This is a genomic window from Sodalis glossinidius str. 'morsitans' (assembly GCF_000010085.1).
GTDB classification, from domain to species: domain Bacteria; phylum Pseudomonadota; class Gammaproteobacteria; order Enterobacterales; family Enterobacteriaceae; genus Sodalis; species Sodalis glossinidius.
Genome location: NC_007712.1, coordinates 1,902,955 through 1,929,212 on the forward strand (window position 1 = coordinate 1,902,955; position 26,258 = coordinate 1,929,212).

Consider the following 26,258-nt stretch of genomic DNA (forward strand, 5'->3'; position numbering starts at 1 on the left):
AGCTAGGACGCCGAGGAAGGGGTAATCGGTAGCCTGCTACTGGATGTGCAGAGCGATAATACTCAACAGGCACTGGCATTCCTCAAGCCATAATCGTTCCACAGCAGCCCGTGCAGGGCGATATTTTCCGTGCTCAAGGACAGTGCCGCTAACGTGTTGGGGTATGCCAACGTCGTGCGTGACAAGGCAACAGAGCGTTTTGCATTGCGTCAGGCTAACCAGATTACGGCGTTGTTTTACGAACGCAACGGCATGAGTGCCGCTGAAAAACTGGACGTCGCTCAACGATTGATAACTGAAGCCACAGACTACGCTCAAACCGGCAACCGGAAGGGATTGCGGCGCATTGACGAAGTCGCCGACCGGTGAATTTCTGCGATTGAAGCGCGTTGGAACAATCCCGAAGCCCATCGCGGCCCAAGATGGAGAAAACCACGGTGATGACCGAGATGGCTCTTCATGTGGGTGATGTTGCTAAACTCCCCGTCGCCATGTTCAGTTTGAAAATGCCGGAAGAGCAGATTTTCGAGCGCATGGTAGGGCAGCAGGCACATGTGAACACCGACATATTCTATCAAGGGGCAAAAAATCAGGAAGACTGGAAAAAGGTTTATGCAGTGGTTGAGCGGATGCGTAATCACCCTCGTATCTGGCTGGATGACCAACCGGGCATGACGTTGGCACACATCCAGGCGGAGTGCCGGAAGCTGAAACGGCGCGAAGGAAAAATCGGCATGATTGGGGTGGATTACCTGACGCTGATGACGACCGACAAAGCGGATACTAACGCACTGGCGTTTGGCAATATCACCAAGGCGCTAAAGAACCTCGCCAAAGAGCTAGATACCGTCGTGGTATTACTGACCCAGCTAAACCGCAATCTGGAAGAGCGCGCCAACAAACGCCCCATGCCCAGCGACAGCCAGTAAAGTGGTCAGGTTGAACAGGACTGTGATTGGCTGGGTATTTACAAGGAGCGCGTCTACGACGACCGCGCCGACGAAACACTTACTGAACTCATTTTTCGCCTCAATCGCCATGGTAAGACGGGGACAGTGTACGTTGACCGGCGCGATGTGGAAATTTACCCCTGTGACCAGCAAGAGGCAGAGCTGCGAGCGGTAAACAGGCGAACAGAAAGCCGCTGAAAGAAGTCATGGGATTTTAAAGCAAGGAAAATACGGATGACGGCATATTTAACAGAATTAATCGTGGGGCTGCTTTTCATTGCAGCCCTTTTTGTTTGGGTGGATAAATTCAGAGGTGGTTAATGGACAAAACACGCTTCCTGCTGCGTGATGAACGAATACGAGAAAACCTGAAAGCGTTTATTGATTCACTCCCCACCGACGAACACCGCCCTCTCGAAATTACCATCAACGACAGCACAAGAAATTTGCCGCAGAACAATTTGTTTCATGCGCTATGCACCGATGTCTCTCGGCAAGTGTTGTGGGCAGATAAACCGCGTCCGCTTTTGGACTGGAAAGCGTTGTTCGTCTCAGGCCATGCCATCGCCACAGGCAGGCCGGGAGAAGTCGTTACAGGGCTGGAGGGGGAGTTTTGCAGCATCCGCGAGAGCACGGCTCAGATGGGCGTGAAGCGCATGAACAGTTTAATCGAATATGCGCAAGCCTGGGATGATGCAGCACTGCTTATTCAGGCCGACCGAGCGCTCGCGTAACAAAGCCCGCGAGATACCGGCCGAGGCGGCGGTAACCACTTACGACTACAGCGCTCATATTCGTGATGTGCAGATGATGCGCGCCCGTACTCGGCGCGGAATAGGCGTAGTAAAGATGAATTGATTAACCGCATGTGGGGACGAGCATGATTATCGAATTACCTTTCCCGCCGAGTGTAAATCACTACTGGGTGCGCAACGCAAGACGTGTTTATCTCAGTGAAGCCGCCAAACGCTTTAAACGCCTGACTGAGGTAGCTGTCGCCAAAGCGCGCATGAAATACGGGCATCAAAAATTCTGCGGAGAGGTGTCGGTGCTGATGAATCTCTATCTTCCGGATAAACGCATGAGAGATGTCAATAATTACAGTAAAGAGGTATTTGATGCGCTAACCAAAGCGGGTATTTGGAACGACGACGGGCAGGTGCGGGTGATGACTGTCAAGAAGATTGACGACAACGACGGTGTCAAGGGCGGGAAGTGTGTGGTGGTGATTGATGCATATTGTGGGGAGGCAGCATGAAAGATATTCTATACCTGTTGACGGCATGGGGACATTGGAGCGGCTCACGCATTGGCACTGAGTACAAGGCTGCATGGCCCATTGTCACCGCTAGCAGCGATATCCGGCCCATGCTGTCCGATGAGGACGGGGAGATAGTTGACCGGGCGGTAGGGCGGCTGAAGGTCTTCGACCCGCTGGGCTACGATATCGTGGTGGCTTATTACCGGGGTAAGGCTTCGTGCAGGGGGATAGGCCGGGAAATTGATCGAGACCAAAAGTATGTTACTGCTATTCTAACTCGCGCTGAAGCATACATTGCTGGTCAAGTGGACGCTATTTTGGTTGTTGCATGAAAATACTGATCAAACGATCAGTTAAATGCTTGACTGGGTCCCCGGGACCCCACATAATACCCTCACGCTGTGGCAAAAGCGCCGCACGACATGAAGCCTCAACTCCTTCTGGTGGTTGGGGCTTTTTATTATTTAAAGTGATAAAACTCAAAAAAGAAATGAAAATTATTTACAACTGACGGTTATTAAATTCTTGTGATAAAAAAGTAACCCCTTTTTACCGTACCAGCAGAAATTTAAAAGGGGTGGTCAAAGACCTTTTCTTTCAAGAGAATATATAACCGGAAGAAGATATCGCAATTTTAGGTAAATATAATCCTGGACTTTAGTCTAGGTACGCTATCTCCAAAGCAATAACATACCTCCAAGGCTACGCTCCGGCGTAGCTTTTTTCTGACTGCTAGCTAGCCACTCCGGACGAAGTAGCGCAATAACCCCAATAATACCCATGGAAAAACTTACTACCGGCTCTGCCTACAGCTGGGCCCTTGTCACGTGCCTGCTGGGTGCATTCTCGCTCAGTGAATGGGCATTGATTACCGGTATCGCCTGTACGCTGGCGACCTTCCTGCTTAACTGGATTTACCGGCACAAGGAATACCGTTTTATGACGAAGCGCGATGAGCATTAAACACGTTGCCGGCCCTGTATGTGTCGTGACCGCCATTATTGCGTTGGTCGTCTCTGGCGGACAGGTGCGCACATAACGGCGAACCCTATACCCCGATAAAACCTATCGTTGAAGGTATGAGGATGGTTTGGGTAGCACAATTTATGAAATTAAAACAACGGCTTGCCTAAATATTTTCGGAAATCGAAATAGTTGCAGATGACGGTAAATACAGGAAAATGCTTTGCCTTCCGCTGCGTAAACTTGCTGGTTGGCTTCAAACGATTAACCCCAACAAGGTGAAGTCCGAAATTCGCGACAAGGTAGTTCAGTATCAAAATGAATGCGATGACGTACTTTATGAGTACTGGACTAAAGGTCAGGTTACCAATCCACGCAAGCGCAGCGTCATGCAGGAACTCAATGCAGCCTGCGCCGAATTAAAAACGGACAAAGCCGTTGCCAGCGTGTTTGGCACGGAATTGAACGAGTGGAAAGGCATCGATTTACCGGGCTAATTTCACCAGTCGTAACCGCTTGCAGATTGAATGGGCTTACCGGTCATCAGCAATTATTGGCTCAGCAGTCGATGCCATCGCTGACGATATGACCTGCAAGGGCATACGCATTACCTCTGAGATTGACCCCACCGCGCGCGGTATTCTGGAATCGCTGTTTGATGAGCTGGAAATATGGGATCGGCTGAATGACATCATCAAGTGGTCACGTCTTTATGGTGGCGCGGTTGGCTTTATCATGATTGAGGGACAGGCCCCTTTTACGCCGCTCAGGTTGGAAACTATTGGCGAAGGACAGTTTAAAGGCATCCTGCCGCTCGACCGCTGAATGATCAACCCTAACCTCAGTCGCCGTATTAAGGAAATGGGGCCACACCTGGGAAAACCAGAATGTTACGATGTTGTGACTACCGCAACGGGGATCCCCGCCTGGCGCATTCATCACAGCCGATTAATTCGATTTGACGGTGTGACGCTGCCGTATCAGCAGGCCCTGACGGAAAACGAGTGGGGCATGTCTGTTGTTGAGCGGATTTGGACCGGCTGACAGCCTTTGACAGCGCGACCATGGGGGCCGCACAGCTGGTGTATAAAGCGCATCTTCGTACCTACAAAGTCAAGGAATTGCGTCAGCTTATCAATATTGGTGGCCCGGCATTCGAGTCACTGATGAAATATCTTTTTGGCCGTGGGCCATGTCAGCAATATTCGCCAGGGAGACGATGAGCCGTCGGGGTTACTGATCGCCGACCTTATTATCAAGGACGAGATAGCGATAGAGGCCATCGATAGCGGCCTGCGAGAGATGTCCTGCGGCTATGACGCGAAGTACAGGCAAACCGGACCCGGTAAGGCAATACAGTACCAGATCACCGGTAATCATGTGGCTCTTGTCCCTAAAGGCAGAGCCGGAATTATCTGCTCGATAGAGACAGTTTCACAATGAGCAAATGTCATCAGAGCTGGTATCAGAAGCTCAGAAGTGCCATCAAAACGGGCGACGCCGACACCACGGCTGAACTGATGCAGAATGCGCCTCGCACCATCACAGGCGATGCAGACGATCAACCCGGCGTCATCAACATTAACCTTCCACCTCAACAGCCTCTGCCGCCTGAGGCGAAAGCCATTGTGGAGCCCACGGCGGACGAAAGTGAAGCGGTGCCGTCTTACATAAAAACCATCATGGCCCGCCTGGATAAGCTGGAAGGCCGCACAGGCGATGCGGCTTATCGAGCCGAACTTATTCAGCCTGGCATTAATCTGTCTCGATACCCTTGGCCTATCGGCGACCGTCACCGACAGCGGCATCACTGCACCTGATTATCAGACGATACTGCAACAGCTCACCGGCTATTTTCGCCAGATTTACGGCCGGGAGTGCTATCTGTCGCCGGACAGCAAGGACGGCCAGATGATAGCGATTTACGCGCTGGCTCTCCACGATGCCAACAACGCGGTTATCGCCGCCTACAACAGCTTTAGCCCCATGACCAGTACCGGCGCGGCCCTGTCTAACACGGTGGCGATTAACGGTATCACCCGGCATGCCTCGGGGTATTCCCAGGCTGATGTCCTGCTGACCGGTCAGGTTGGCACCGTTATTACCCACGGCAGCGTAAGCGACCGCAATGGCCAGACCTGGCGCCTGCCTGAGCGGGTGACTTTCGATACGCACGGTGAGGCCAGAGTGACCGCCGTCTGTACGGCAGCCGGTAATATCACGGCGGCTCCCGGCGATATCAGCGACATAGCGACCCCGACGCGGGGGTGGCAGACGGTGACCAACCCGGCCGCTGCCACACCCGGCAGGCCGGTTGAGCGGGACAGCGCATTACGTGCTCGGCAGAAGAAATCCGTTGCCTTACCGTCGCGCACGGTGCTGGACGGTATTCAGGGCGCGGTCAGTTTACTGCCCGGTGTGGTACGGTTGCGGGGATTTGAAAATGATACGGGCGAGACAGATAAAAACGGCCTGCCAGCGCACTCTATTGCCATGATAGTTGATGGCGGTGATGTCAATGCGATTGCCCAGGCGATAGCGTTGAAAAAAACGCCTGGCGCAGGCACCTATGGCGATACCCTGGTCAAGGTCATCGACCGTTACGGTTTGCCGAAAGATATCCGCTTTTCCCGTCCTCGCGAAGTCAACGTGGCGGTGGAAATAACCCTGACTGCCTTTACCGGCTACACTACGCTAACCGGCGATAAAATCCGCTCAGCGGTGGCGGCCTACATTAACCAGCAGCTGATTGGCGATAATCTTTATCTGACGCGTCTGTATCTGCCGGCCAATCTGCCCGGTGACGAAGAAGGACAGACCTACGACATCACGGCAATAAAAATCGGGCGCTCGGCCCAAGCGGTTAAAGAAGAGAATCTGCTTGTGGCCTTCAATGAGGCGCTCAGCGGCACAACCGAGCATCTCACTTTGGTGGTGACCACATGAGGGATTACACCGACTTCGTGACGCCGCAGCATTGGGCGGCGCCAAAGTTTGTGCGCCATATCCAGCTTATGACGCGGCCGCTTCAAGATATCGCCGCGCTGGCGGGCCAGCTTAACGCGCTGTTCAGCCTGGAGGGCGCCTTTGGGAAACAACTGGATGCCATCGGAGAGTGGATAGGGCTATCGCGCTATGTGAAAACACCGATTACCGGGGTGTATTTTGCCCTCGATACTGACCGGGTGGGATTCGACCAGGGCAGCTGGAAAAGGCGCTTTGATGCCGACAGCGGTTTTACCGAGCTGGATGATGAGACCTACCGCGCCATACTGCGGGCCAAAATTCGAGCCAATCACTGGGACGGTACCTGTGAGATGTTGGCGGCTATTTATCAAGGGGTGATACCGGATAGAACGGTGAATATCTTCTTTACCGACAATCAGGATATGTCGATGGACGTCTATCTGACCGGCGGGGTGGTGCCTGAAGTCATCAAGGCGGTAATACGTCAGGGGTATCTCAATATCAAACCAGAAGGGGTGAAGCTCAATGCCTACAGTGGCTCAGAGGGCGACAACGGCATTTTTGGTTTTGATATCCGTAATGGTTATGTGGATGGATTTGATACCGGCAGCTGGTCGGTAAAACTGTAAGGAATAATGATGGCCAAGAATGAATTTTTACCGTTTGCGACGGCAGACGGCGCTAACGTTTTGTCGGCGGAAGACTATCAGACGTTGCGCTCGCGCAGTAATGGCTTTAGCGCGGGTGTCGCCCGTTCGCAGGAGCTCAATACGGTCTGGCGGCAGGCATCGGTGATTGCGCATGTGGTGGCGCAGTTTATTGCCGATACCAATAATAGTGATGTGGCTGACGACGGCGACCTGGATAAACTTCAGGCGGGGTTAATTCAAGCGCTCTCTAAGAATGTCAATAATACCGTGCCAGCCGCATCACTGAAAACGGCGGGTATCACCCAACTCAGCAGCGCCACTAACAGCGACAGTGAGACGCTGGCTGCGATGCCAAAAGCCGTGAAGGCGATAGTCGATAATCTCAGTGGTGGCCGCCTGCTGAATATCCAGTCCTTCACCGAAAGCGGCATCTATACTCCCACGCCGGGGACACGGAAAATCCGCGTGAAATGCTGGGGCGCTGGCGGCAGTGGTGCACGCATGTCCAAACAAAGTCGGGGTTCGGTGTCCGGCGCGGGCGGGGCCTATGCCGAGGTGCTACTGGATGCAACGTCGTTTTCGTCCGTGAGTGTTGAAGTGGGTACGGGCGGAGCCGCATCGGCAGACGGTGTTTCACTGGATGGTGGCGATGGGGGCGGGTCGTATTTTGGCAAGCATGTTATCTGTGGCGGCGGCAAGGGTGGTCTGATTGGCAAAGGGTTAGCCAAAGGCGGTGAACCCGCAGGTGGAAACGTAATGATGGTCGGTGGGCAGTCCGGGAAGGGGGAACCTACGCTTCCGGTTTTTTAATCAACGGCGTCGGCGGGGCTTCTTTTGGCAGCTATAACGCACTGCCCCATGTCTCTACAAGTGGCGATTATGGTTCGTTTCCCGGTGGAGGCAGTGCGATGGGGGCCTATGCCGATGAAAATACTAACTATGGTTCTGGACACGGTGGCGATGGTCTGATTATTGTCGAGGAGTACTTATAAAGGAACACACAGGATCGTATGCGCTGATACCTGAAAACAGCAACAGGGTTAAAAATATCATTGTCGCCAGCGATGACTATAAGCACGACGGTTATTACACCGTTAGGTACGACGAGAAAACATTTTGTCAGCCAGAGATGTATTATGATGGTTTTTTCTATGATGATAATAGTTTTACAATGATTAGAAATGCAATCGTAAATCCACCTGTGTAGCTTGTAGTAGAATAAGAAGCAGGTCTTACTGCTTCTTTGATTTAAACGGCATGATGAGGTGGTTACAATGTATATGAATACATGAAGAAATATAAATGTCAATATATACTGAATATTGGCTTCATAGATTATTTAATAAATATGCCGTTTTTGTATATATAAAATGTCATATCTTTATGAGTTAGTATTTCATCAGGCTCTCCTGGTCGATGTTTTACTCCGATTAAGCATCTATCTAAGTCATGACACTCTTCAACATCTTTCATGATGGCAATAAAAGTTCTTCCTTTATGAACATTATTATACCAATATGTGAAAGTCTGGGATCGTCCTGAAAATATTATAGAGCCGTTTTTTTTATCGAACATTACAGGTCGTATAATGTTATGCCATCCTGAAATCCAACTGACAGCCAATGCTTGAGCACCCCAATAAAGACTATAACCATAAGTTAGGTTGTTCTCTTTAACAAAGGTATATAATTGATTTGCGGACCGGGGTAGTAGTTTTTTGGGTTCTTGAGTATGAGAATAAAGTTGAGATAAGAATAAAATAGAGATAAAAAACACACTAACTATTTTTTGATTTAATGGCTGCGGTAAATATAATAGAAAGACCTAAATATATTATATTCACAAAGAATTGAGCGTGTTTTTCTTCGTCTTCAGTAGAACTAATGATAAAGGATAGCATGATGCCAAGCAAAGATAATGTAATGAATATTTTTAATGAGCTAATTACATGGGATTTGTATATTGCATAAAATGTAAATAATAAAAATATAGATGCAGACAGAATGTAGGTTTTGGGATTATTAATAAAAAAGATATTAATTATACCGCCGAGTCCATACATTAGCCAATAGATATTACTAAACCATTGCGGAATAGGCCCTACCGAAAATGATGCTACAGGATTCCAAGGCTTTGTTGGATAAATATAACTTTTAGGTGATCGTCTGCTCAGATCACTACCGTCATTTCAACATCTGCACTCCATGGCAAAGCAAAAGTTTAAAATAACCAACTGGTCCACTTACAACAAAGCTCTCAAGCAGCGCGGGGCTCTGACGATATGGCTGGATGAGTCGGCAATTGTTGCATGGACGGAAAAAACAACGCCTGAACGGCGTGGCCGGCCGCTTCACTACGCAGATATGGCTATCACCACTGTTCTGATGATGAAACGCGTGTTTGGCCTTTCGTTAAGCGCTTTACAGGGCTTCGTTGACGCCATTTTTAAACTGATGGTGCTGCTGCTAAGATGCCCAGACTACTCGCTGATCAGCAAGCGAGCAAAGACAGTTAAGATCAGCATAAAAACGCCTACCCGTGGTGAAATCTCACCTCTAGTCATTGACGGAACCGGCCTGAAGGTCTTTGGCGAAGGCGAATGGAAAGTCCGACAGCATGGTGCCGACAGACGGAGGGTGTGGCGTAAGCTGCATATGGCCGCAGACAGTGTAACGCATGAGATTATCTGTGCTGACTTATCGCTCAGCGGTACGACGGATGCTCAGGCCCTACCCGCTCTGATAAACCAGACCCAGCGGAAAATCAGGGAAGCGTCGGCTGATGGCGCTTACGATACCCGCTACTGTCATGATGCTCTGCTGAGGAAGAAAATAAGGCCTCTTATTCCTCCACGAGGTGGGGCGCAATATTGGCCAGACCGATACCATGAGCGTAACTACGCCGTTGCGAATCAGCATCTAAGCGGCAGTAACGATGTATGGAAAAAGCAAGTGGGCTATCATCGACGCTCAGTGGCTGAAACAGCGATATTCCGGTTCAAAACGCTTATGGGCGATCATCTAAGTCTGCGTGACTATGATGCGCAGGTAGGTGAGGCAATGGCGATGGTCAAAGCGCTTAACAAAATGACGCTGTTAGGAATGCCGAACAGCATCCGGATCGCGTAACAATCGATCTGCTAGGGGGGCGTAGTCACAAGTTCTGATTTATTCAACAAAGCCATTTCGTGTATGAAATCTAACCTTTTATTCCAAGGATTTGTAGTAAGAAATTGAAAAATAATGATTTTAAACCGGTCTCGAAAGCCGTTAAGGGAACAATCCCTTCCAGGGTTCAAATCTCTGTCTCTCTGCCATTTTCAGTAGCTCATGACAAGTTTTTTGCTCTGTTGAGCACTCCGCACTATAATTTTCACCAAATCAAGATTTGATTTCCGCAAAATAATGAATTTTCTCTAAGCTTGCAAAATGCTGCCTCTGCGACGCAGTGACCTGAATTTCAGATTTTCTACGAGCACGTTACTTTCTATTGGGCGATGTCTGAATATCGTATTTCTGGGCGACCCTTAAACATCTTATTCCCCGCGGGATCTTGCGTAATCTGACATCCTTTCCGCATCGCTATCATGAAGAGTGAAACTCTTCGAACACTCTGCGTCCCACAGTTTAGGACCGGCTGCAATGGTTCTGATCTTTCCTTGGATAAACTTTAATAAAACCTCAAAAACGTCGTGCTGTTCTAGAATACGACTGTGTTTCTCACTGGTTCCCCGCTTTAGATCGGCATTGACCACCAGATACAACGCCTACTCGATAATGCCCTGTTTTACCTTGACCAATTCATCATTTTCAATAACATAAGTCAATACGCTGTCTTCAGAATAGGTGTTGCTAGTTTTTTCGTTTAATTTTTTCAAAAAGAGGAGGATGGCGCAATATCATTAACAGCGTCTGTGCATATGCCACCGATTGGGCTAGGACACCAACCCACAAGCATGGCACCATAGTTTGGACTGGCTGACGTGATCAACTTCACCACATCAAGGCTAGGGTGGTCAGCAGCCATCTTTATGATGACCAACTCGCCCATAGAGTGACCGATCAGAATGATTTTTCCTATGGGTGAAATAGTTTTATTTATCCATGCCCAGAGTCTATTGGCGTTATTCTCAATGCGTTGTTACGTTGATTTACTATAGTCAAACTTGTAGATATTAGGTTGGTTGTGTTGTAGAAAGAAATTCTCAAGATTGTTCATGACGCTGGGGTTGCCATGATAGCCATGAACCAGAACGATAGGTATGTTTGTTGTTTCTTCCATTTCAAACGATCTCCATATTATTATATTAATATTCAGGGAATTAAGCTAAATGGCAGTGAGGCACCACGAAAACGACATTTAGCGAAAGACACTGAAATCCGCCCCCGATACGGGGGGAGGTTAAATGCGTCAGAGTTGACGGGCGCTGAAGCTGGCGAAATGGGCTACGCGCCTATCATTTGTTGCGCTACTTACGTTCGTGGCAAATACAATTCCGTCTGCAAAAAAACGGTCTTAATCCGCAGATGAAAGCCCTTTTTATTTGATGAAGTAACGCGATGAATCTCACTCTAATAAAGTTATTCTTTTCCTTACAGCTAACTTAGGCGTGTAGACCATAGACAAGATTTATGCGCGCGTGGCATTAATGAAAGTCCGGCTTCGCTCCGCCCGGCTATACGTAAACGGTATCGTTATCCTGGAATGGGTGTTCGTCTATCAGGCCCATTAACGGGCTTTAAAGGTAAAGACTGGGCGCGGAAGTTTTCGCGGCCTGATACGAATAAGGGGAAAAAGGAAGAATCGAGCGAATCTTTGAACCAGGGTTCTTTTCCACTGGCGAGACTGAGTCATAGGCCCAAAAGCGCTGTCCTGCAGGGGATCACGATCGACATCACCGGGCTGTGGCGGCGCTTTGCCGGGTGATAGAGCACCACCAGACTAGACCTGTCAGTGACATAATATCTGCTTTTCAGAGCCAAGAAGGGTGTATGCACATAAGGACAGGGGACCTTTTGGGAAACGCCATTATTCGTCTAAATGCGCGATTTACAGTGAGGAGATTCCGATAAGGATGGATCATTACCTCTTTGCTCTGGCTGGTTGCGAAAGCTTTTCTTCCATGACTTCGTTAAAGCTCCCCTTTGTTCGGATCAAGGTGGAGCTGAGCCAGCGTCGGGTCGGCGGCATCATTTATGGAGAGGCCCATGGATTAGCGATGTTTCACTATAGACAAAAACGGTCTGACTAATAGTCGCCAAAGCGAATGTTTGCATTTCACCCGCCAGGGCATGTGATGCTTTAAGTTTTGCCATATGGCCAGGCGCGTCGCCGTGGGTTTAGGGGTGCTAGCGATGTTGGACTGACCGGCATGTATGCTATGCAAAATGACCGGCGGCACGACGGCGCGAACCTGGCACAGCGAGTAATCCTGAAAGAGAGAAAATTTGTCCGCCACCATCCATACCGGATAGAGGGCCGCCGCCATATTGCGCGCGGCCGCGCGATTAATGACATAGCCGTGCGTCATGGCGGCATCAATGACCCTGTGCAAGCTATGCGTTTTATCCAGCACATGAATGGGTTTCTTCAAGTATTGATTGCAGGTAGTGAGCAGGGTCAGCAGCGGCCGATTGGGATCATTGCGCAGAGCGATTTGTTGAATAAGCGGAATGGCTTCCGGCGTAATCTTGGCATCATCCTCAAGGATCAGAGCCTGTTCCAGGCCCCGCTCGCAAATAAGGCGATAGATATAGATATGGCTAAGCGCACACCCTATTTCACCCGGACGGGTGGCGTAATTGATGGTACGTGTATGCTGCACGATTTCCTCGCTGCTGAGAGAGTGACCATTTACGGCTTCGGTAAATTCATAATCCAGATTGTAACGCCGGCACTGATATTCAATACATTGACGGCGCCTAAAGGATTCTTTCAGATTGATGATGAAAATTTTCACGCCTTCTCCCTGAGGTCGATTAAAAAGATGCGCGTCTCTAATTACGCGATCCCAATAAATAAAATTTGTGAATATATTATTGTTCTATATATAAATTTTGAATTGCATTCACCTGTTTCTCTTGGCCTAGGTGCTACGAGCGTTGTGAATAATAGCAGCAAAACTTCCGCTCTGGCGAGAAATTCACGCACCCTTTATCATGCGGCTTTTGTAGCATTGTATTATTTATTAAATTTATTTTAATAATAATTAATATAATTTTTTTAAAGTAAACTAAATTCCTTTTGAGGCCAGGACGAGCAGATAACGAATCAGCGCTCCGGTAACACATGTTTAACGCGACCCCAAACCCGACCGTCTTAAACTTGGCGTTGTTTACCTGCCTTGGCTGGCATTGGTTATGCCATTCAGAGGAAAATGGCGGTAGTTAGCCCTTAATAAAGAATGATTAACGCATTAAGGCAAAGATGCCCCGGGTCACACAACGTCAGGGGTGCACGTCCAGTAAAACGGCATCCTACGCTCCCTGTTACTCACGTCGACGGTGAGAAAGCATTAGCACCAACGTTCTATACAGCAATGCGGGAGTGTCGCTATGTGGTTAACTGCGTGAAATGTAAAAAATTTCTTTTATAATTAATCTTTATATAATTATACCCATATAGGATGGGGACTACTTCTGGACAATAAGGGCGTTAGAACCATTCGATCAAATTAACACTTGCTAGAATAAAAGGATTTTTCTGATGGCGTTCGGTGAATTCTTGTGGATAATATTGGCCCATTGGCCTGAATGCCAATTCCTTAAGAAATAAATCTTCAGGGTTGGGGGAAATGTATTGACAAGCGACACATTCCGTTTAATAGTTATTCTATGACGACCCAAAAACTGCTGGCCAGATTGCTTATCTCCGGTATGTATAGGTTGGAGGGATTCCGATGACGTCAAGTGATGATTTAAAATTATTTGCTTTAATTAATTAATGAAAATGATACGGTCTCTATGTCACCTTTAAGAGTGTTACCGTATAAGGTCGGTAAAGCGAGCACTTTTCACATCTGAGCCCTCAGCTTTAACCTTATAAAAGAATCAAAAGTATTAATCGTTAGAATTGATAGTCTTCGCCAAAGCATAATGCTTTCCTATCGATGGGCGTTATCCAATCGTGCCTAATGCAACTGGAGCTGCCGCAGAACAAAGATAGACAGGGGATTTTTCAGAATTATCTTTAGCAGTTTAACGTATTTGACATCGTAATGATTAGCGACTTTGTTTCGTGTAAGCATTACGGTGGTAATAAACGGTGCGGCCAAACACAGCTGTGCCCAAGCCAGGATATCGCCATGAAAAAACTGATAGCGGTGGTGGGCGATAATGCCCAGAAAGGGAACGTCGCCCCTGAAATGAATAGTCAAGAATGGATGGATGCAATAAATAGAGAGTTGTCCACTATTGTTAACAATGCGGGAATCACTCTAGAAGACGATAATGAAGAAGCGCTGTATACAGCGCTGAGCAGATTGCTGCGACGGGCAGGGGAGTAAAAAGCGAGTCGCCCGCTGCCAGTCAATCGCGCATTACGACAATACGTAAAAAATTCGTCTAAAACTTACCCGGTGGCAAGCGTGGTTTTTGCGCAGCGCGATCTCCTTTCGGCATTTGGATATACCTGATGTAAGAAACGAAGAAAATGGCGTAAACGGCGACGTCGTAAAAGAAGGCTTAGCATTACCGCATATTTTTGTGTTGGTAAAACAGACTGTTCTTTTGACGGCTAGCGCCGTTACGCAGCGCTTATAGGTTAATAGTCGTTTCCTCGTCTGCGCGTCGACTTACTGCTTTAATGCAGATTGTGCCTCCGCCAGTTCTTGCTCAGCGCGCGCAACCTTTTTTTGTTAATTTTATCGCTATCGCCCGTCTGGCGGACCTGGGCGAGTTCACGTTGCCGTGCGCCAATTTGCTTTTCTTGTCGATGACTTGATGTTGACGGTCTGCCTGAAGCTGGTCATCGTGGCAATGGGTGGCTATTTCAGACAATGCTTTCTCCAGACCTTCTGCACGCGCAGAGTATTACCCTGGGCGCGGGCATGAGATAGTTGCGTTTGTACCGACTGCTGTTTGGCCGTACAACCGCTCGCCGCCAGCGCGTTTTGAGCAGAAATACCCATCATAAAACTGATTAACGTCAGATAAGAAAATGTCAATTTCATAGCTAATCCTTTCAAGGTAAAAGATAAATGTATGCATAATAATTTTAGCTTACCTTTACCAGAGTTAACCGTTGGGGGAAATATGTCATACTTCCTCTAGGGTGCGAAAAAGTGACTCAGTGCTAATTGCTAGCAATAAATCGTAAGTCACTGTCTGGGATGCCTCATGACGGGTAATCTTACTGAAAAGTCTTGATGAGAATAATTATAGTTTGATTTTCATGATGTCCCAATCCAACATATCTGCCTTACGATCATCGTGGGGACGAAGTTATAACGATGTTGGCTACAAGACCTCCCCCACATAGCCGCGATGTGCAAAGTTTAAGATTAATCCCTGAGCAACCTTTTTTCGATAGACGATGAACCTGATCGGCGCCTTTCCACAAAAAGAGAAGAATAAGTAAATGTTCTCTATCACCTTGGTGATAAGTGTAGAGGTGATGTATTACCTATAATCTCCCTGAGGTAGTTTGAACGTCTCTATTGGAAAGCGGGCTACCAGCGAGCTGCGAACCCTATCGGTAGCGCCGTTTTATAAGGGGTGATAATAGTCATTATGGCGTTGTTTTACTTTGCGCAAGGTAATGTATGAGCCTAATGCGTTATTTGGCGCCTTTAATTTCTCATTAGCAAAAAAAACTTTTTTTTAAAACCTGAACTCACATAATAAGCATATAAATTTTATTATTTTATAGCATAGACGGTAAATGATTATCATCTGGATTAAGCATCATGATTGCTAAGCTGTCTAAAAAAAGCCTGACGCGTCTTGCCTCCCTGGTATCCCTTGGCGTTGCGTTAACGCTGGTATACATCAAAATTTGGGCATGGATTGAAACCGGCTCCATTGCATTACTGACCTCAGCGGCGGATGGCTTGGTTGATGTATTGGCGTCAATGGTCACGCTGGTGGGGGGATATTATGCTCAGCGGCCGGCAGATCGCGGCCACCGGTTCGGTCATGGTAAAGCCGAAGCTATCGCCGCTTTCGTGCAGGCGCGGCGGCTGGCGGCGGCGGAGGTAGCGTTGGGCGTAGAGTCCATCAGCCGTCCAATCACCCCTCAGCCGCTTGCCGTGCAGAGACTCGGTATCATTGTGATCGTGGCCAGTACGCTATGCGCCAGCCTGCTGGTGACGATGCAAACGCGGGTAGTGAAGTATACGCAATCGACGGCGATAGCCGCCGACCGTGCGCATTACATAACCGATATAGCGGTAAATATCGCGGTTCTTTGCGCGCTGGTCCTTGAAAATCAGTTTGGATGGGTCAGGGCCGACGCCAGCGGTGCGCTGGCGATTTCCTGCTATATGGTATGGAATGCGCGCGGTATAATTCAGTCAGCTATGCTGCAATTACTCGATCGCGAACTGGATAGCGCCGATCGTCGGCGTATTACCGCCGCGGCGCTCAATTGTCCTGGCGTAGAAGGGGTACATGACCTGCGTACCCGCAACGGCGGCGACAGGGTTTTCGTGGAGCTGCATGTGGAAGTGGACGGGCAACTTACCGTCGATGCAGGGCATGCCATCTGCGATCGGGCCGAAGCTGCGGTCAAGGCATTGTTCGTCGCGGCTGAGGTTTCCGCACACCTGGAGCCGGCCGCTATCTCGCCGATGAACGTCTCGACGATCTCATTAAATAGCGTTCAGGCGTTAACCTCTGGCGTTGAAGGCGGACGTCTTACAAGCGAAAAAACATCCACCGAAAAAAACGTGGGTGCCCAACATCACTTTCGTCATCATCGGAGCGGGATGACCTAATGAAGCTACCATCTAACGGCAATGCGAAAAAATAATTATTCAAATTCAAATATTCACCGATATTATAGCCTTAGCCGCACGGGCAGAAGTGATGCTCGGCCATACCTCGGTGCATATTGTCTGACTGGTCACACGCGAGGGGGAGGATGTTCATTTAATGTCGCTTTTTTTGTCTACGTTCTTATCAGCGTGCTACGTGGTTGCATTAAATGGGTCATGATGGAAAAAGAGCTGAAGTCAGGATTGAAATAGACTCTCTCTGTCTTGATTGAGGGACGCCCGGACAAAGAGTGGTTCCCGCAGGCAAAACCGATCATTATGCCTGCAGGTGTTAACCTGCTCCAGGTCGGATTTAAGCCGTTATCCCCAAGGACGCCCCCATGTCTGATGCGATCGAAAGTCAGTTGGTCCACCGTTTTTTCCGCTATCTGGCGGTGACGTCACAAAGCGATGTGGCGTCCGCTCAACTGCACAGTACCCCCGGGCAGCAGCAGCTTGCGGCTATGCTGGCCCGGGAGTTAACCTCTCTCGGGCTTGATGACATCGTCATCGATGGACAAGCTACGGTCACCGCAGTCAAACGGGCTAATAAGCCCGGTGCGCCACGTATCGGCTTCATTGCGCATTTGGATACTGTGGATATCGGGCTGTCGGCTGACATTCATCGACAGCGGCTAGCGTTTACCGGAGACGATCTCTGCCTTAATCTGCGCCAGGATATTTGGTTTCGGGTGGCGGAGCATCCTGAAATTTTGCCCTATGTCGGGCAAGATATTCTGTTTAGCGCGGGACCAGAGCGTGCTTGGCGCGGATAACAAAGCCGCCATCAGTGTGATCATGACCCTGTTGGAAAATCTGACGTCCGCGACGCCCCATGGTGATATTGTGGTGGCGTTTGTGCCCGATGAAGAAATTGGCCTGCGGGGCGCCAAAGCGCTGGATCTCGGCCGGTTTGCGGTGGATTTTGCCTATACCATCGATTGCTGTGAACAAGACGAGGTGGTCTATGAAAACTTCAACGCCGCTGCGGCTGAAATAGGCCGGCGCGCCATTAATTTACTGTTGCATGCGTTGGAGCAGCTGGCGATTGCGCCTAAAATCATTCCCATGCGCGGCGGCACTGGCGGTGCGGCGCTGTCCGTCAGAGGAATATTTACCCCTAACTACTTTACCGGCGCCCATAATTTTCATTCGCGCTTTGAATTTTTACCGGTCAGCGCCTTTATTAGCAGTTATTTGCTGACCCGATAGATTTGCCTGCTTGCCGCCACACAACCTTAAGCGTTATGGGGTTACCGCCCGCGGCATCAGTTACCGGCGACACCAAACAGGTAAAAGAGGAAAACTGTTGTATCATGCCAATTGTTATTTAGCGTAATAACGCCACGCTGCTGGGAGGCGCGGCGATTTTACTCTGGAGCACCAGTGTTGCGCTAATACGCGATATCAGTGAAGAGTTAGGTGCAGCGGGCGGTGCTGCGATGCTTTATAGAGTAAGCACGGTGTTTTTATTCTTGCTCATCGGTTGGCCGAAAATGCGCGGCTGTTCCCGGGCCTATTTTTATTGGGGCGGTCTGTTGTTTGCCATCTACGAAATCTGCCTGGCGCTGTCCCTTGGTTATGCCAGTGATCGGGGCCAGGCCATCGAATTGGGCATGATCAATTATCTGTGGCCGTGTTTAACCTGATGCTGGCAATTTTGATGAACGGCCAGCGCGGGGGACCGGCGGTGTATGCCGGGTTATTGCTTTCTCTCTTCGGTATTGGTTGGTTAATGTGCGCTGATGGAACCTGGACTCCGTTACGCATTATGCTGCACAATATCAGACAAAATCCGTTGAGTTACACTCTGGCATTCTGCGGAGCCATCATTTGGGCCCTTTATTGCAATGTGACACGGAAATACGCCGGCGCCATAATGGGCACGTCTTACGCCGCATGGAACATCAGCATTATTCAGGGCAATATGACACTGCTTGCCACCGCTTCTTATTTTACCCTCGTGTTTTCGGAGGAGTTCGCCAGCCTATGGCTGGTGTCGATTTAACCTCTGCTTTCTGGCAGGGAGTGGTCATAGTCTGCGCGGCGTCGCTTATTTGCTGGTGGTTTACCCGATGTGCTTGATAAGCGCGGATGAGTGGGGAGGCGCACCGGCGATGACGCCTCAGCCAAATGAGCCATCCTGGTTGGAGCAACCGGAAGCCCGGAACTCTGTTTAGTCGATAAGTTAATGATTAAAGGTTAATAATTTTCCAATCAAGCGCCTAGAGCAATTACTGCCATCTCGCCCGCTCGACCGTCTGGCGAAAGAGTGAACGGCTGACTACGCTTTCAGCATTGATAGCGCGATACATTCCGTTGTCAATATCAAAGCACAACACGGGTTTTTGCTAATGACATACTGTCATGATCATCAATGGAGGCTATTATGGCTGAACATCTCAGCGGTTCCGGAAATTTTGCTGAAGATAAACAAAAAGCCTCTGAGGCAGGGAAAAAAAGGCGGCATGCATAAAGGGAAATAAAGCCGTTCTTCACGGCGTTTAACGCCGGCTTTCCACAGGCAATAACACCGCCAGCGCCGTCTGGCGGTGACACCTATCTCACGTTCCCCCTGCGCTTTCGACCATTACGTTTGTCGATGTTCGTCCTGAGAAAGAGTGTTTATCAGGAGTAGATATGGATTTCGTTAAAGTGATTTTTGCTATTCTTTTACCGCCGGTAGGCGTTTTTATGGAAGTGGGTTTTCGCGGCGCATTCTGGTTAAATATATTGTTAACTTTGTTGGGCTATATCCCAGGCATTGTCCATGCCGTCTGGGTGATTGCCAGCCGCCGTTAGACCTTTCTCATCTGCCATGATAGCTTTGCTCCGGCAGGGCTATTCTCTCGCCAAACTGACGCTTACTGTTTCCGCCGTCGTGCCGGAATTGTCTATACTAATGATAATCAGTCGCTAAGCGGTGCGCGCGTCCACGACGGCCGGCGCAGGGCTGTCGGGCTTTATTTGTCAGTACGAACGGGCCTATGATGGGGTCAAGGCTTAGGTATCGCAACGTTCGACAAAGGGCCGTCTCGGACCATTATTGCTGTCGCTCTGACGAAAGTCGAAGCGACCTTAATTACCGTCGAGCGCTGAGTCAATCATCCTGCTTCGGCTGTTTTTGTCAAGCAATGGAAATCATTATGGCGAACGATCCCTATTATCAAGTCCTTTTGGACCGTATTGAAGCGCTTGAGGCGCGGGAGCGTCAACTAACGGTGACGTCTCATGCCTATCAGGTCGTGTTGACCACTATCCTGGGTAATCTTGATGTCCAAACCCGCGACAGGATCATTACCATGGTGGATGAAGCTCATGAAATAGCCTATTCCCAGGCGGTGAATCGCAGCGACCGACATCTGTCCGAAGTCATCAAGGGCGCGGATGAGGTGGTGCAACGAATGTTTAATTACGCCCAGGGTAATCCGCATTCAGGGCTATGAGGGTAAAAAACGGTTTCTGACGTTGGCGCTATTCGCCAGCGCTGGCGGCTGAAGTTCGCTTGTCTTGTCACCACCACCCCTTAGGCTTTGCCGTGACGGCTCATGGTCTGCCTGAATACCGTTTAAAAAAAGCGGGTGTATTTTGGGCTGCCAACACCTCACCTGTATCAATTACCCCTTTCTTATTCGGCGCGGGCATGGATTTTGCGTGTTGACTCAGGCAGCATATTGACCGTTTTCTGCCGCTGGGAGAAGGCTCTATTTTTGAGGCTTTGGGCGGCGATATTGGCTGTTAAAGGATATGCTATGACCAGATTGACAGGGGTAATAATGGCAACACTGATGTTGCTTGGCGGATGCGACGGCGCCACGCCGCCGGAACAGGCGCAGTCCTGGCGTGCCGAAGGGAAAACCATGGGGACCTATTATCGCGTGCTGGTGGCAAACCCGCCTGCGGCCGCTCTGACGGGACTCAATGAAGCAATAGAGCAACGATTGGCTGAGGATAATCACCAGATTTCCACCTGGCAAGACGATACGATTTTATCACGATTTAACCGTTATCACGGCACCGAGCCGCAACCGATTACCCCAGGCATGGCGGATATTATTTCTACCGCGTTGCGTGTTGGCGCGAAAACCGGCGGTGAGATGGATATTACCATTGGGCCGCTGGTGAACCTGTGGGGATTCGGCCCGGAAAAACAACCGACAAAGACGCCGGATGCTAAGCAAATAGAAAGCGCCCGCGCCCGCGTTGGGCTGGCGCATCTGCGGCTTATTGAAACCAGTGAGGGGCAGTGGCTGCAAAAATCGATGCCCGACATGTATGTCGATCTTTCCACCGTCGGCGAGGGGTATGCCACCGACCACCTGGCTGCCTTGCTGGAGCAGCGGGGCATTACCCGCTATCTGGTGTCGGTAGGCGGCGCGGTGTTGACCCGCGGTTTGTCTTCCTGCCAGCAGCCCTGGCGAGTGGCTATCCAGCATCCGACGGATGAATTCGTGGCGGCGGAGGCTGTCGTGGATTTACAGGGACACGGTATCAGCACCTCCGGCAGCTATCGGAACTACTATGAGCTTGAGGGGAAGCGTGTAAGCCATGTTATTGATCCTGTCACCGGTGGACCGATAGATCACAAACTGGTTTCGGCAACGGTCATTGCCACAACGGCGCTGGAAGCGGACGGTTGGGATACCGGTTTAATGGTGCTCGGCACGGAAAAAGCCAAGCAACTGGCGCTGCAAGAAGGCTTGGCGGTGTTCTTGATTACCAAAACCGATCACGGGTTTACCACCTGGATGTCGCCGCAGTTTTCCTCCTTTATCATTTCGCATAGCGATAAGGACGCCTAACGTCGCAGGGCTTGGTGCGAAACCTTGTCTTGACAATAGCACTGTACTCGGTAAGCCTTAAGAGGTTTGACCGTTAGGAGACAAAACTTAAGGAGAAAACGATGCGTAAATACCCTTTCTTTCCGCTGTTACTGTTGATCGCGCCATTAGTGGCCGGCGCCGCTGACGCGCACCATGAGATGGCCGGCATGAGTGGTTCAAAGGATCAGGGAACGCTTTCCGCTGCCAGTAAAGCTTATCTCGATTCGATGAAAGATATGCACGGCGATATGAGTGCCGGCGTGAAAGCGGCCGATCCGGACGTCGCTTTTGCCCAAGGGATGATTCCTCATCATCAAGGCGCGATCAATATGGCGGAAGTGGAACTTAAGTACGGTAAAGATCCGGCCATGCGCAAGATGGCGGAAAATGTCATCAGCGCGCAAAAAGCTGAAATCGCAACGATGCAGCAATGGCTGGCGGAGCACGGCCAGAAAAAATAGTCCTTGACGCGCGCAAGTTAACGAACTTGTCTCTGAGGCTGAGGCTGAGGCTGAGGCTGAGGCTGAGGCTGAGGCTGAGGCTGAGGCTGAGGCTGAGGCTGAGGCTGAGGCTAGCTGCCGAGGCGGGCAAAGTCCAGCTTGCAATCCCGGCCCAGGTTTGGTAGGTCTAATTATGCCCGTGTATGATCGGGAATCTTTTGGTAACCCATCTTCAACCCACAAGTAAGCGAGGCGTTTATGAGCAGAGGTAAAGATAAAGCGGCCAAGAAGAAACCAGAGAAGACACTGAAGGAAAAACGTGCAGACAAAAAGAGCAAAAAGGACCTCGATATCTGAGCGGTTTGTTCACTGCAGTCAACCCGGCGAGAAGCCGGGTTTTTTGTCTGCGGGCCCGCAAGGCCGCCACGTCATTTATCGGTGCCAAAAAGCCCCGGGTGATAAAAATCAGGCTGGAAAACCGGTATACTACCTCCAGGACTTCCAGGAGATCGCGCGATGAATGACGACATTTTTGAATTTGATATTGATGCCGAACTGGCGAAGGCAGAAAAAAACGCCGACAAGAAAGCTGACGAAGTGCCGGAGCCACTGTCGGCGGAAGACGATTGCGAAGGCTGTAAAATCTGACGGCAAAGGCGGCTGACGGAGCCGCTTAGCGTTTGCTGATTAGCCAAGGCTGATAAGCTGGCTCACTGGCGCATTGCTACGCTCGTAGTGGCTTTGATCATGGGCGAGCAGGGCAGCGTGGGGTTCTTAGAGCCCAGGTTTGTCCCGGCTGGCAGGGCTTTCGGCCTGCCAGCACCATCTCCACAAAATCCCTGTCCTCTTCGCACCATCATCCGCTATTAGCGCTAAAAAATGGACCTTTGAGCTTCGGCACCGGCCAGCGCCCCAGTTTGCTGGTCTTTCATTCTGGGTGCCGGGCTTCATTATGTTTATTTTTATTAAACTTTTGCTTCATTTTTTGCCTCGCATTTTACTTTCCTACCGAACGTATCAATCCTGTATGGCAAGCATGTCGTACCACTAGTAAATTAAATCTATGATAAACAGCTAATATTTAAGAGACGCGTCATATAATGCGCACGATCGGGATAGGGGCGGTCAGTAACTGGCCGGTCCCCTCCCACACCACCCGGCATACGGGTCCGCACCGTGCGGTTCGAGCAGTTGAGGTTACGTGAGGCTAGGCATGCCAAGGGAATCCAAGTAAGCAATCGTCAACACGTTATGTACCGCCGACAGGTGTTGTGCTAGTTGGAAATACGCTTTTCAGCCCAGTACATAGCGGCGTAGTGCTTTGATTACCTGGCTTATGCTGCGTCCACCCGATCGACCAGTCAATTGCCTGATCCTTTGCTTGAACGTCTCCAGCGCCTTTCTCGACACCAAGCGTCTAATCTCGCCGTTCGGGGCTTCCCAGAGGGTATAACCCCGAAACTTGCGGCCAAAGCCGCTTGCAACCGCACTTTTCGATGTATTGATCCTCAGGTACAGCTTGTCGTAGCAGCGCTTGAGCAGTTTCATCACTCGCCAGTCTTCTCACTGCGCACATAGACATTGCAGTCATCGGCATAGCGGGCAAAGCGGTGTCCCCGTAGTTCAAGCTCCCGATCCACTTCGTCGAGAAGCACGTTGGTCAGCAGAAGCGAGAGGGGGCAGCCTTGCGGCGTCCCTTCCGCATGCTCGACAACCACACCGCCCTTCATGATTCCTGCGTTCAGGTAAGCACGCACCAGCCGGATCACTCCAGCATCGTTAACGTGCTTCCTTAAACGATCAATCAGAATGTCGTGGTTAATCCGATCAAAGAACTTCGATAGATCAACATCAACCACCACGCGGTAGCCATCTTGTACGTACTGATGTGATGCAAGAACAGCGTCATGCCCACGACGACCGGGGCGAAACCCGTATCTATATTCACTAAAAGTGGGATCGATCAGCGGTTGCAGCACCTGGAGCAGTGCCTGCTGAATCAGACGATCGATGACGGTGGGTATCCCCAGTTCACGTTCGCTTCCATCCGGTTTTGGGATGCCTACGCGTCGTACCGGTTGTGGCCGGATGGTCGGCCACGCGTACTTCAGGTGTTGTCCGGTCTGCGCAATACTCAGACCATCGACCCCCGCAGCTCCTTGTTTGCCTTCAGGCGTTTCCACGCGCATTGCATATTTTCCCTCGCGAGTGCTTGCATGAGCAAGTCTCGCCCTGCGTCTTCCGGTTCTTGCCGCGGGAGTCGGGTTTCATCGCTGAGCGCTTTGGACGAGGTTTCACTTCGCCCTGAAACGATCTGCTCCGCTAGCGCGGACATCTGATGCAATACACGATTCATCGGCAAGGCGTTTGACGCTCCTTTCTCGTTCGGCCCTTCACCCAGAGCGGCTACTACGACCTCTGCTGACTTCCCGCTCCGGCTTGCACCGTCGCCCTTTCAGGCGAGATCTCCCCCCAGGTAAGAACGCACTCCTTCACTGCACAACCGCCGGAACTACGCCACCTCGCCTTGACCACAAGAGTTTCACGGTTTCTCGCCCTCACCAGCGCCTTCTATCCGATTCTTGTTCATTGGCTCGCAGTTTCGCTCCACACTTCCTCCCCACGCTCGGTCACCCTTGCGCAGTTGTGCTTCGCTCACTGTGGCCAGCTTGCGGCGGGACTTGCACCCACAAGAGTGCGCCTATGCTGGGCGCACTAAAAAAGCCCGCTTTAAGCGGGCTAAGAGATCTCAAGTTACACCAGGGAAATTTTCAACTACTGAATTATAGTACTCTAATCGCCATCAAATGCTATTCATAAAAGTTCTTTTTTATTCAATTATATTAATTTGTTTTATTTATTCAGCACACGCCGTTATTATCAGCGACAGCGGTGCTGCCGATGCTGTCGCAGGCAAGGAGAGGCTAAAGGACGTAGCTGCCGCTGCCGGCAACGGCGAGGAACGTCAAACATTTCCTTTATTGTCTTCTTCGACCGCATCATAGATACGCTGCATGATATCCGGAAAGGCGGATTGCACGCGGCTCCAGATCGGGATGAATGGCTTATCGTTCGGACGTTCGATAAACGCCTGCCTGGCGTCGAGAATACACTGCATAAATAATTCCACTGCTGCTTCTTCACTGTGCTGGTCGAAACTCAAGCCGTTTATGATAGCATCATGATGGTAAAACTCCAAGATATCCAAGGCGTTACAATAGTAGGTCGCTTTCAGAACCCGGAAAGAGTCGCTGGTCAGACTGACCCCCATGGTCGCCAGTTTACGATAGAGGGATTGGATAATATCGTTACTCATTCGTTTCAGCACGCCAGAACCATCTTCTTCCGCCAGCGGCTGATGTTTGTGATCATAATTATCGGCGATTTCCACCTGACAAATGTGATTGGGCGAGTAATTGCGGTAGATTTCCGACAGCAGGCCGATCTCGAGCCCCCAATCACCGGGGATTTTCATATCGTGTATTACCCGGGTGCGCATCGCGAATTCGCCGGACAGGGGGGTAACGGAAACTGTTGAGGTAATCCAGATATTCAGATTGACCATACACATTTTCCAGCGAGCGTAACAGCGGCCCAACCAGCAGATGCACCACGCGGCAGTTCATCTTACCGTTGGCGACCCGGGCGTAAAACCCTTTACAAAATTCGTAGCTGAAGCGGGGGTGCACTACCGGGTAGAGTAAGCGCGCCAGCATACCGCGCTCATAGGTGACGATATCGCAGTCGTGGAGAGCGACCGCCATCGCGCGATCCGAAGCCAGCGTGTAACCCGTACAAAACCAGACATTGCGGCCTTTGCCCGGCTCCGGTAGGGGAGAGCCCTTCTTTTTCCAATTCCGCATCAAGAGCTTTCAGCCGTGGTCCATCGTTCCACAAAATACGATGATGTTGCGGCAGGTGGGAAAAAAACTCGCGGGCGTGGAGGAACTGATCGCGATCGGCGCGATCCAGACCAATCACTATCTCTTCCAGATAGGGTACACGCGCCAATTCATCGATGATATGGGTCAGCGCCGGGCCTTCAAGCTCGGAGAACAGTGAAGGCAGTATCAGTCCCATTTTTTGCTTGCGGGAAAAGCCGACGAGTTCGGCCTCCAGTTCTTCCACTTTTCTATCGGCGAGATTATGGAAATTGGTAATAATTCCGTTTTGGTGAAAATCGCTCATAATTAACCCCCAATGGCTGTCGTTTTTATTAAATTGTTGCGGG

At 50.1% G+C, this 26,258-nt stretch carries 26 protein-coding genes and 6 pseudogenes; 25 read left to right on the forward strand and 7 right to left on the reverse strand.

The genetic code is table 11. The features are described 5' to 3' along the window. Positions 1–129 precede the first annotated feature (129 nt). The 14 genes and pseudogenes from SGP1_RS36320 (at position 130) to SGP1_RS33155 (ending at position 7,601) form a co-directional block, all read left to right on the forward strand. Positions 130–369, forward strand: coding sequence for a hypothetical protein (locus SGP1_RS36320; RefSeq protein WP_424141145.1), 240 nt, complete (start codon positions 130–132; stop codon positions 367–369). An 80-nt stretch (positions 370–449) separates the two neighbouring features. Beyond that, positions 450–929 (forward strand): DnaB-like helicase C-terminal domain-containing protein, encoded by a 480-nt coding sequence (locus tag SGP1_RS36325; RefSeq protein ID WP_424141146.1) that lies wholly within the window; start codon positions 450–452, stop codon positions 927–929. A gap of 341 nt (positions 930–1,270) precedes the next feature. Further along, complete coding sequence (locus tag SGP1_RS09865; protein ID WP_011410980.1) at positions 1,271–1,684, forward strand: recombination protein NinB; 414 nt, start codon at positions 1,271–1,273, stop codon at positions 1,682–1,684. Further along, on the forward strand, positions 1,644–1,808 hold the full coding sequence (locus tag SGP1_RS36330) for a NinE family protein (RefSeq protein WP_424141166.1): 165 nt from the start codon (positions 1,644–1,646) through the stop codon (positions 1,806–1,808). The genes SGP1_RS09865 and SGP1_RS36330 overlap by 41 nt, the downstream gene beginning before the upstream one ends. A 22-nt stretch (positions 1,809–1,830) precedes the next feature. Then, positions 1,831–2,208, forward strand: a complete 378-nt coding sequence (locus tag SGP1_RS09870; RefSeq protein ID WP_041866837.1) for a RusA family crossover junction endodeoxyribonuclease — start codon at positions 1,831–1,833, stop codon at positions 2,206–2,208. Next, positions 2,205–2,543 (forward strand): antiterminator Q family protein, encoded by a 339-nt coding sequence (locus tag SGP1_RS09875; protein ID WP_041866838.1) that lies wholly within the window; start codon positions 2,205–2,207, stop codon positions 2,541–2,543. Before SGP1_RS09870 ends, SGP1_RS09875 begins: the two co-directional genes overlap by 4 nt. 448 nt (positions 2,544–2,991) lie before the next feature. Beyond that, the gene (locus SGP1_RS09880; protein ID WP_041866839.1) at positions 2,992–3,174 is read left to right on the forward strand and encodes a phage holin family protein; all 183 of its coding nucleotides are present in this window, start codon (positions 2,992–2,994) and stop codon (positions 3,172–3,174) included. Between the two features lie 38 nt (positions 3,175–3,212). Then, positions 3,213–3,671, forward strand: a pseudogene (locus SGP1_RS23870) (phage antirepressor N-terminal domain-containing protein). Beyond that, positions 3,652–4,346, forward strand: a pseudogene (locus SGP1_RS27115) (anti-CBASS protein Acb1 family protein); the annotation flags it as partial. The pseudogenes SGP1_RS23870 and SGP1_RS27115, both read left to right, overlap by 20 nt. Positions 4,347–4,359: 13 nt before the next feature. Continuing rightward, complete coding sequence (locus SGP1_RS31395) at positions 4,360–4,617, forward strand: DUF2213 domain-containing protein (protein WP_050747297.1); 258 nt, start codon at positions 4,360–4,362, stop codon at positions 4,615–4,617. Beyond that, on the forward strand, positions 4,614–4,994 hold the full coding sequence (locus SGP1_RS31400) for a hypothetical protein (RefSeq protein WP_166506343.1): 381 nt from the start codon (positions 4,614–4,616) through the stop codon (positions 4,992–4,994). The genes SGP1_RS31395 and SGP1_RS31400 overlap by 4 nt, the downstream gene beginning before the upstream one ends. Then, positions 4,894–6,120 (forward strand): baseplate J/gp47 family protein, encoded by a 1,227-nt coding sequence (locus tag SGP1_RS09900; RefSeq protein WP_011409960.1) that lies wholly within the window; start codon positions 4,894–4,896, stop codon positions 6,118–6,120. Before SGP1_RS31400 ends, SGP1_RS09900 begins: the two co-directional genes overlap by 101 nt. Further along, positions 6,117–6,770, forward strand: coding sequence for a DUF2612 domain-containing protein (locus SGP1_RS09905; RefSeq protein ID WP_011409961.1), 654 nt, complete (start codon positions 6,117–6,119; stop codon positions 6,768–6,770). The genes SGP1_RS09900 and SGP1_RS09905 overlap by 4 nt, the downstream gene beginning before the upstream one ends. 6 nt (positions 6,771–6,776) lie before the next feature. After that, positions 6,777–7,601, forward strand: a complete 825-nt coding sequence (locus SGP1_RS33155) for a phage tail protein (protein WP_011409962.1) — start codon at positions 6,777–6,779, stop codon at positions 7,599–7,601. Between the two features lie 525 nt (positions 7,602–8,126). On the opposite strand, the gene SGP1_RS29595 is transcribed toward SGP1_RS33155, so the two are convergent. Then, on the reverse strand, positions 8,127–8,567 hold the full coding sequence (locus SGP1_RS29595; RefSeq protein ID WP_148203317.1) for a hypothetical protein: 441 nt from the start codon (positions 8,565–8,567) through the stop codon (positions 8,127–8,129). A 428-nt stretch (positions 8,568–8,995) separates the two neighbouring features. Between SGP1_RS29595 and SGP1_RS09920 the strand changes: the two genes are divergently transcribed. After that, positions 8,996–9,919 (forward strand): IS5 family transposase, encoded by a 924-nt coding sequence (locus SGP1_RS09920; RefSeq protein ID WP_011409963.1) that lies wholly within the window; start codon positions 8,996–8,998, stop codon positions 9,917–9,919. 2,084 nt (positions 9,920–12,003) lie between these two features. Here the strand turns inward: SGP1_RS09920 and SGP1_RS09930 are convergent. Then, entirely contained in the window at positions 12,004–12,750 is a 747-nt protein-coding gene (locus SGP1_RS09930) for a glycosyltransferase family 25 protein (protein ID WP_011410981.1), read from the reverse strand. A gap of 1,344 nt (positions 12,751–14,094) precedes the next feature. Here SGP1_RS09930 and SGP1_RS09935 point away from each other — a divergent pair. Continuing rightward, the gene (locus SGP1_RS09935; RefSeq protein WP_041866841.1) at positions 14,095–14,295 is read left to right on the forward strand and encodes a hypothetical protein; all 201 of its coding nucleotides are present in this window, start codon (positions 14,095–14,097) and stop codon (positions 14,293–14,295) included. A gap of 328 nt (positions 14,296–14,623) precedes the next feature. On the opposite strand, the gene SGP1_RS36335 is transcribed toward SGP1_RS09935, so the two are convergent. Together SGP1_RS36335 and SGP1_RS29605 are read right to left on the reverse strand one after the other, a co-directional pair. Then, on the reverse strand, positions 14,624–14,788 hold the full coding sequence (locus SGP1_RS36335) for a hypothetical protein (RefSeq protein ID WP_158302371.1): 165 nt from the start codon (positions 14,786–14,788) through the stop codon (positions 14,624–14,626). Beyond that, a complete protein-coding gene (locus SGP1_RS29605) occupies positions 14,776–14,961 on the reverse strand; it encodes a DUF1090 family protein (protein ID WP_041866842.1) in 186 nt (61 codons plus the stop codon). The genes SGP1_RS36335 and SGP1_RS29605 overlap by 13 nt, the downstream gene beginning before the upstream one ends. 735 nt (positions 14,962–15,696) lie before the next feature. Between SGP1_RS29605 and SGP1_RS09945 the strand changes: the two genes are divergently transcribed. From SGP1_RS09945 to SGP1_RS35075, 9 genes and pseudogenes are all read left to right on the forward strand, one after another. Further along, positions 15,697–16,725 (forward strand): cation diffusion facilitator family transporter, encoded by a 1,029-nt coding sequence (locus SGP1_RS09945; RefSeq protein ID WP_011410982.1) that lies wholly within the window; start codon positions 15,697–15,699, stop codon positions 16,723–16,725. 380 nt (positions 16,726–17,105) lie between these two features. Then, positions 17,106–17,976: pseudogene (locus tag SGP1_RS09950) on the forward strand (peptidase T). Positions 17,977–18,113: 137 nt separating this feature from the next. Then, positions 18,114–18,849, forward strand: a pseudogene (gene yddG / locus SGP1_RS09955) (aromatic amino acid DMT transporter YddG). Between the two features lie 304 nt (positions 18,850–19,153). Then, positions 19,154–19,244 (forward strand): annotated as a pseudogene (locus SGP1_RS29610) (KGG domain-containing protein); the annotation flags it as partial. Positions 19,245–19,404: 160 nt separating this feature from the next. After that, a complete protein-coding gene (locus SGP1_RS25580) occupies positions 19,405–19,566 on the forward strand; it encodes a YqaE/Pmp3 family membrane protein (RefSeq protein WP_011410983.1) in 162 nt (53 codons plus the stop codon). 344 nt (positions 19,567–19,910) lie between these two features. After that, positions 19,911–20,210, forward strand: coding sequence for a hypothetical protein (locus SGP1_RS09965; RefSeq protein ID WP_041867474.1), 300 nt, complete (start codon positions 19,911–19,913; stop codon positions 20,208–20,210). A gap of 306 nt (positions 20,211–20,516) precedes the next feature. Continuing rightward, positions 20,517–21,566, forward strand: coding sequence for an FAD:protein FMN transferase ApbE (gene apbE / locus SGP1_RS09970; protein WP_011410985.1), 1,050 nt, complete (start codon positions 20,517–20,519; stop codon positions 21,564–21,566). Positions 21,567–21,667: 101 nt separating this feature from the next. Beyond that, positions 21,668–22,048 carry a CopM family metallochaperone gene (gene copM, locus SGP1_RS09975; RefSeq protein ID WP_011410986.1) on the forward strand — a complete coding sequence of 127 codons (381 nt, stop codon included), beginning with the start codon at positions 21,668–21,670 and terminating at the stop codon, positions 22,046–22,048. A gap of 495 nt (positions 22,049–22,543) precedes the next feature. After that, the gene (locus SGP1_RS35075; protein WP_279379453.1) at positions 22,544–22,675 is read left to right on the forward strand and encodes a hypothetical protein; all 132 of its coding nucleotides are present in this window, start codon (positions 22,544–22,546) and stop codon (positions 22,673–22,675) included. Between the two features lie 645 nt (positions 22,676–23,320). On the opposite strand, the gene SGP1_RS33160 is transcribed toward SGP1_RS35075, so the two are convergent. From SGP1_RS33160 to SGP1_RS09985, 3 genes and pseudogenes are all read right to left on the reverse strand, one after another. Then, complete coding sequence (locus SGP1_RS33160) at positions 23,321–23,575, reverse strand: hypothetical protein (RefSeq protein WP_243466212.1); 255 nt, start codon at positions 23,573–23,575, stop codon at positions 23,321–23,323. Then, positions 23,575–24,216, reverse strand: coding sequence for a reverse transcriptase domain-containing protein (locus SGP1_RS33165; protein ID WP_243466213.1), 642 nt, complete (start codon positions 24,214–24,216; stop codon positions 23,575–23,577). Before SGP1_RS33165 ends, SGP1_RS33160 begins: the two co-directional genes overlap by 1 nt. 776 nt (positions 24,217–24,992) lie before the next feature. Then, positions 24,993–26,215, reverse strand: a pseudogene (locus SGP1_RS09985) (glycosyl transferase). Positions 26,216–26,258 lie beyond the last annotated feature (43 nt).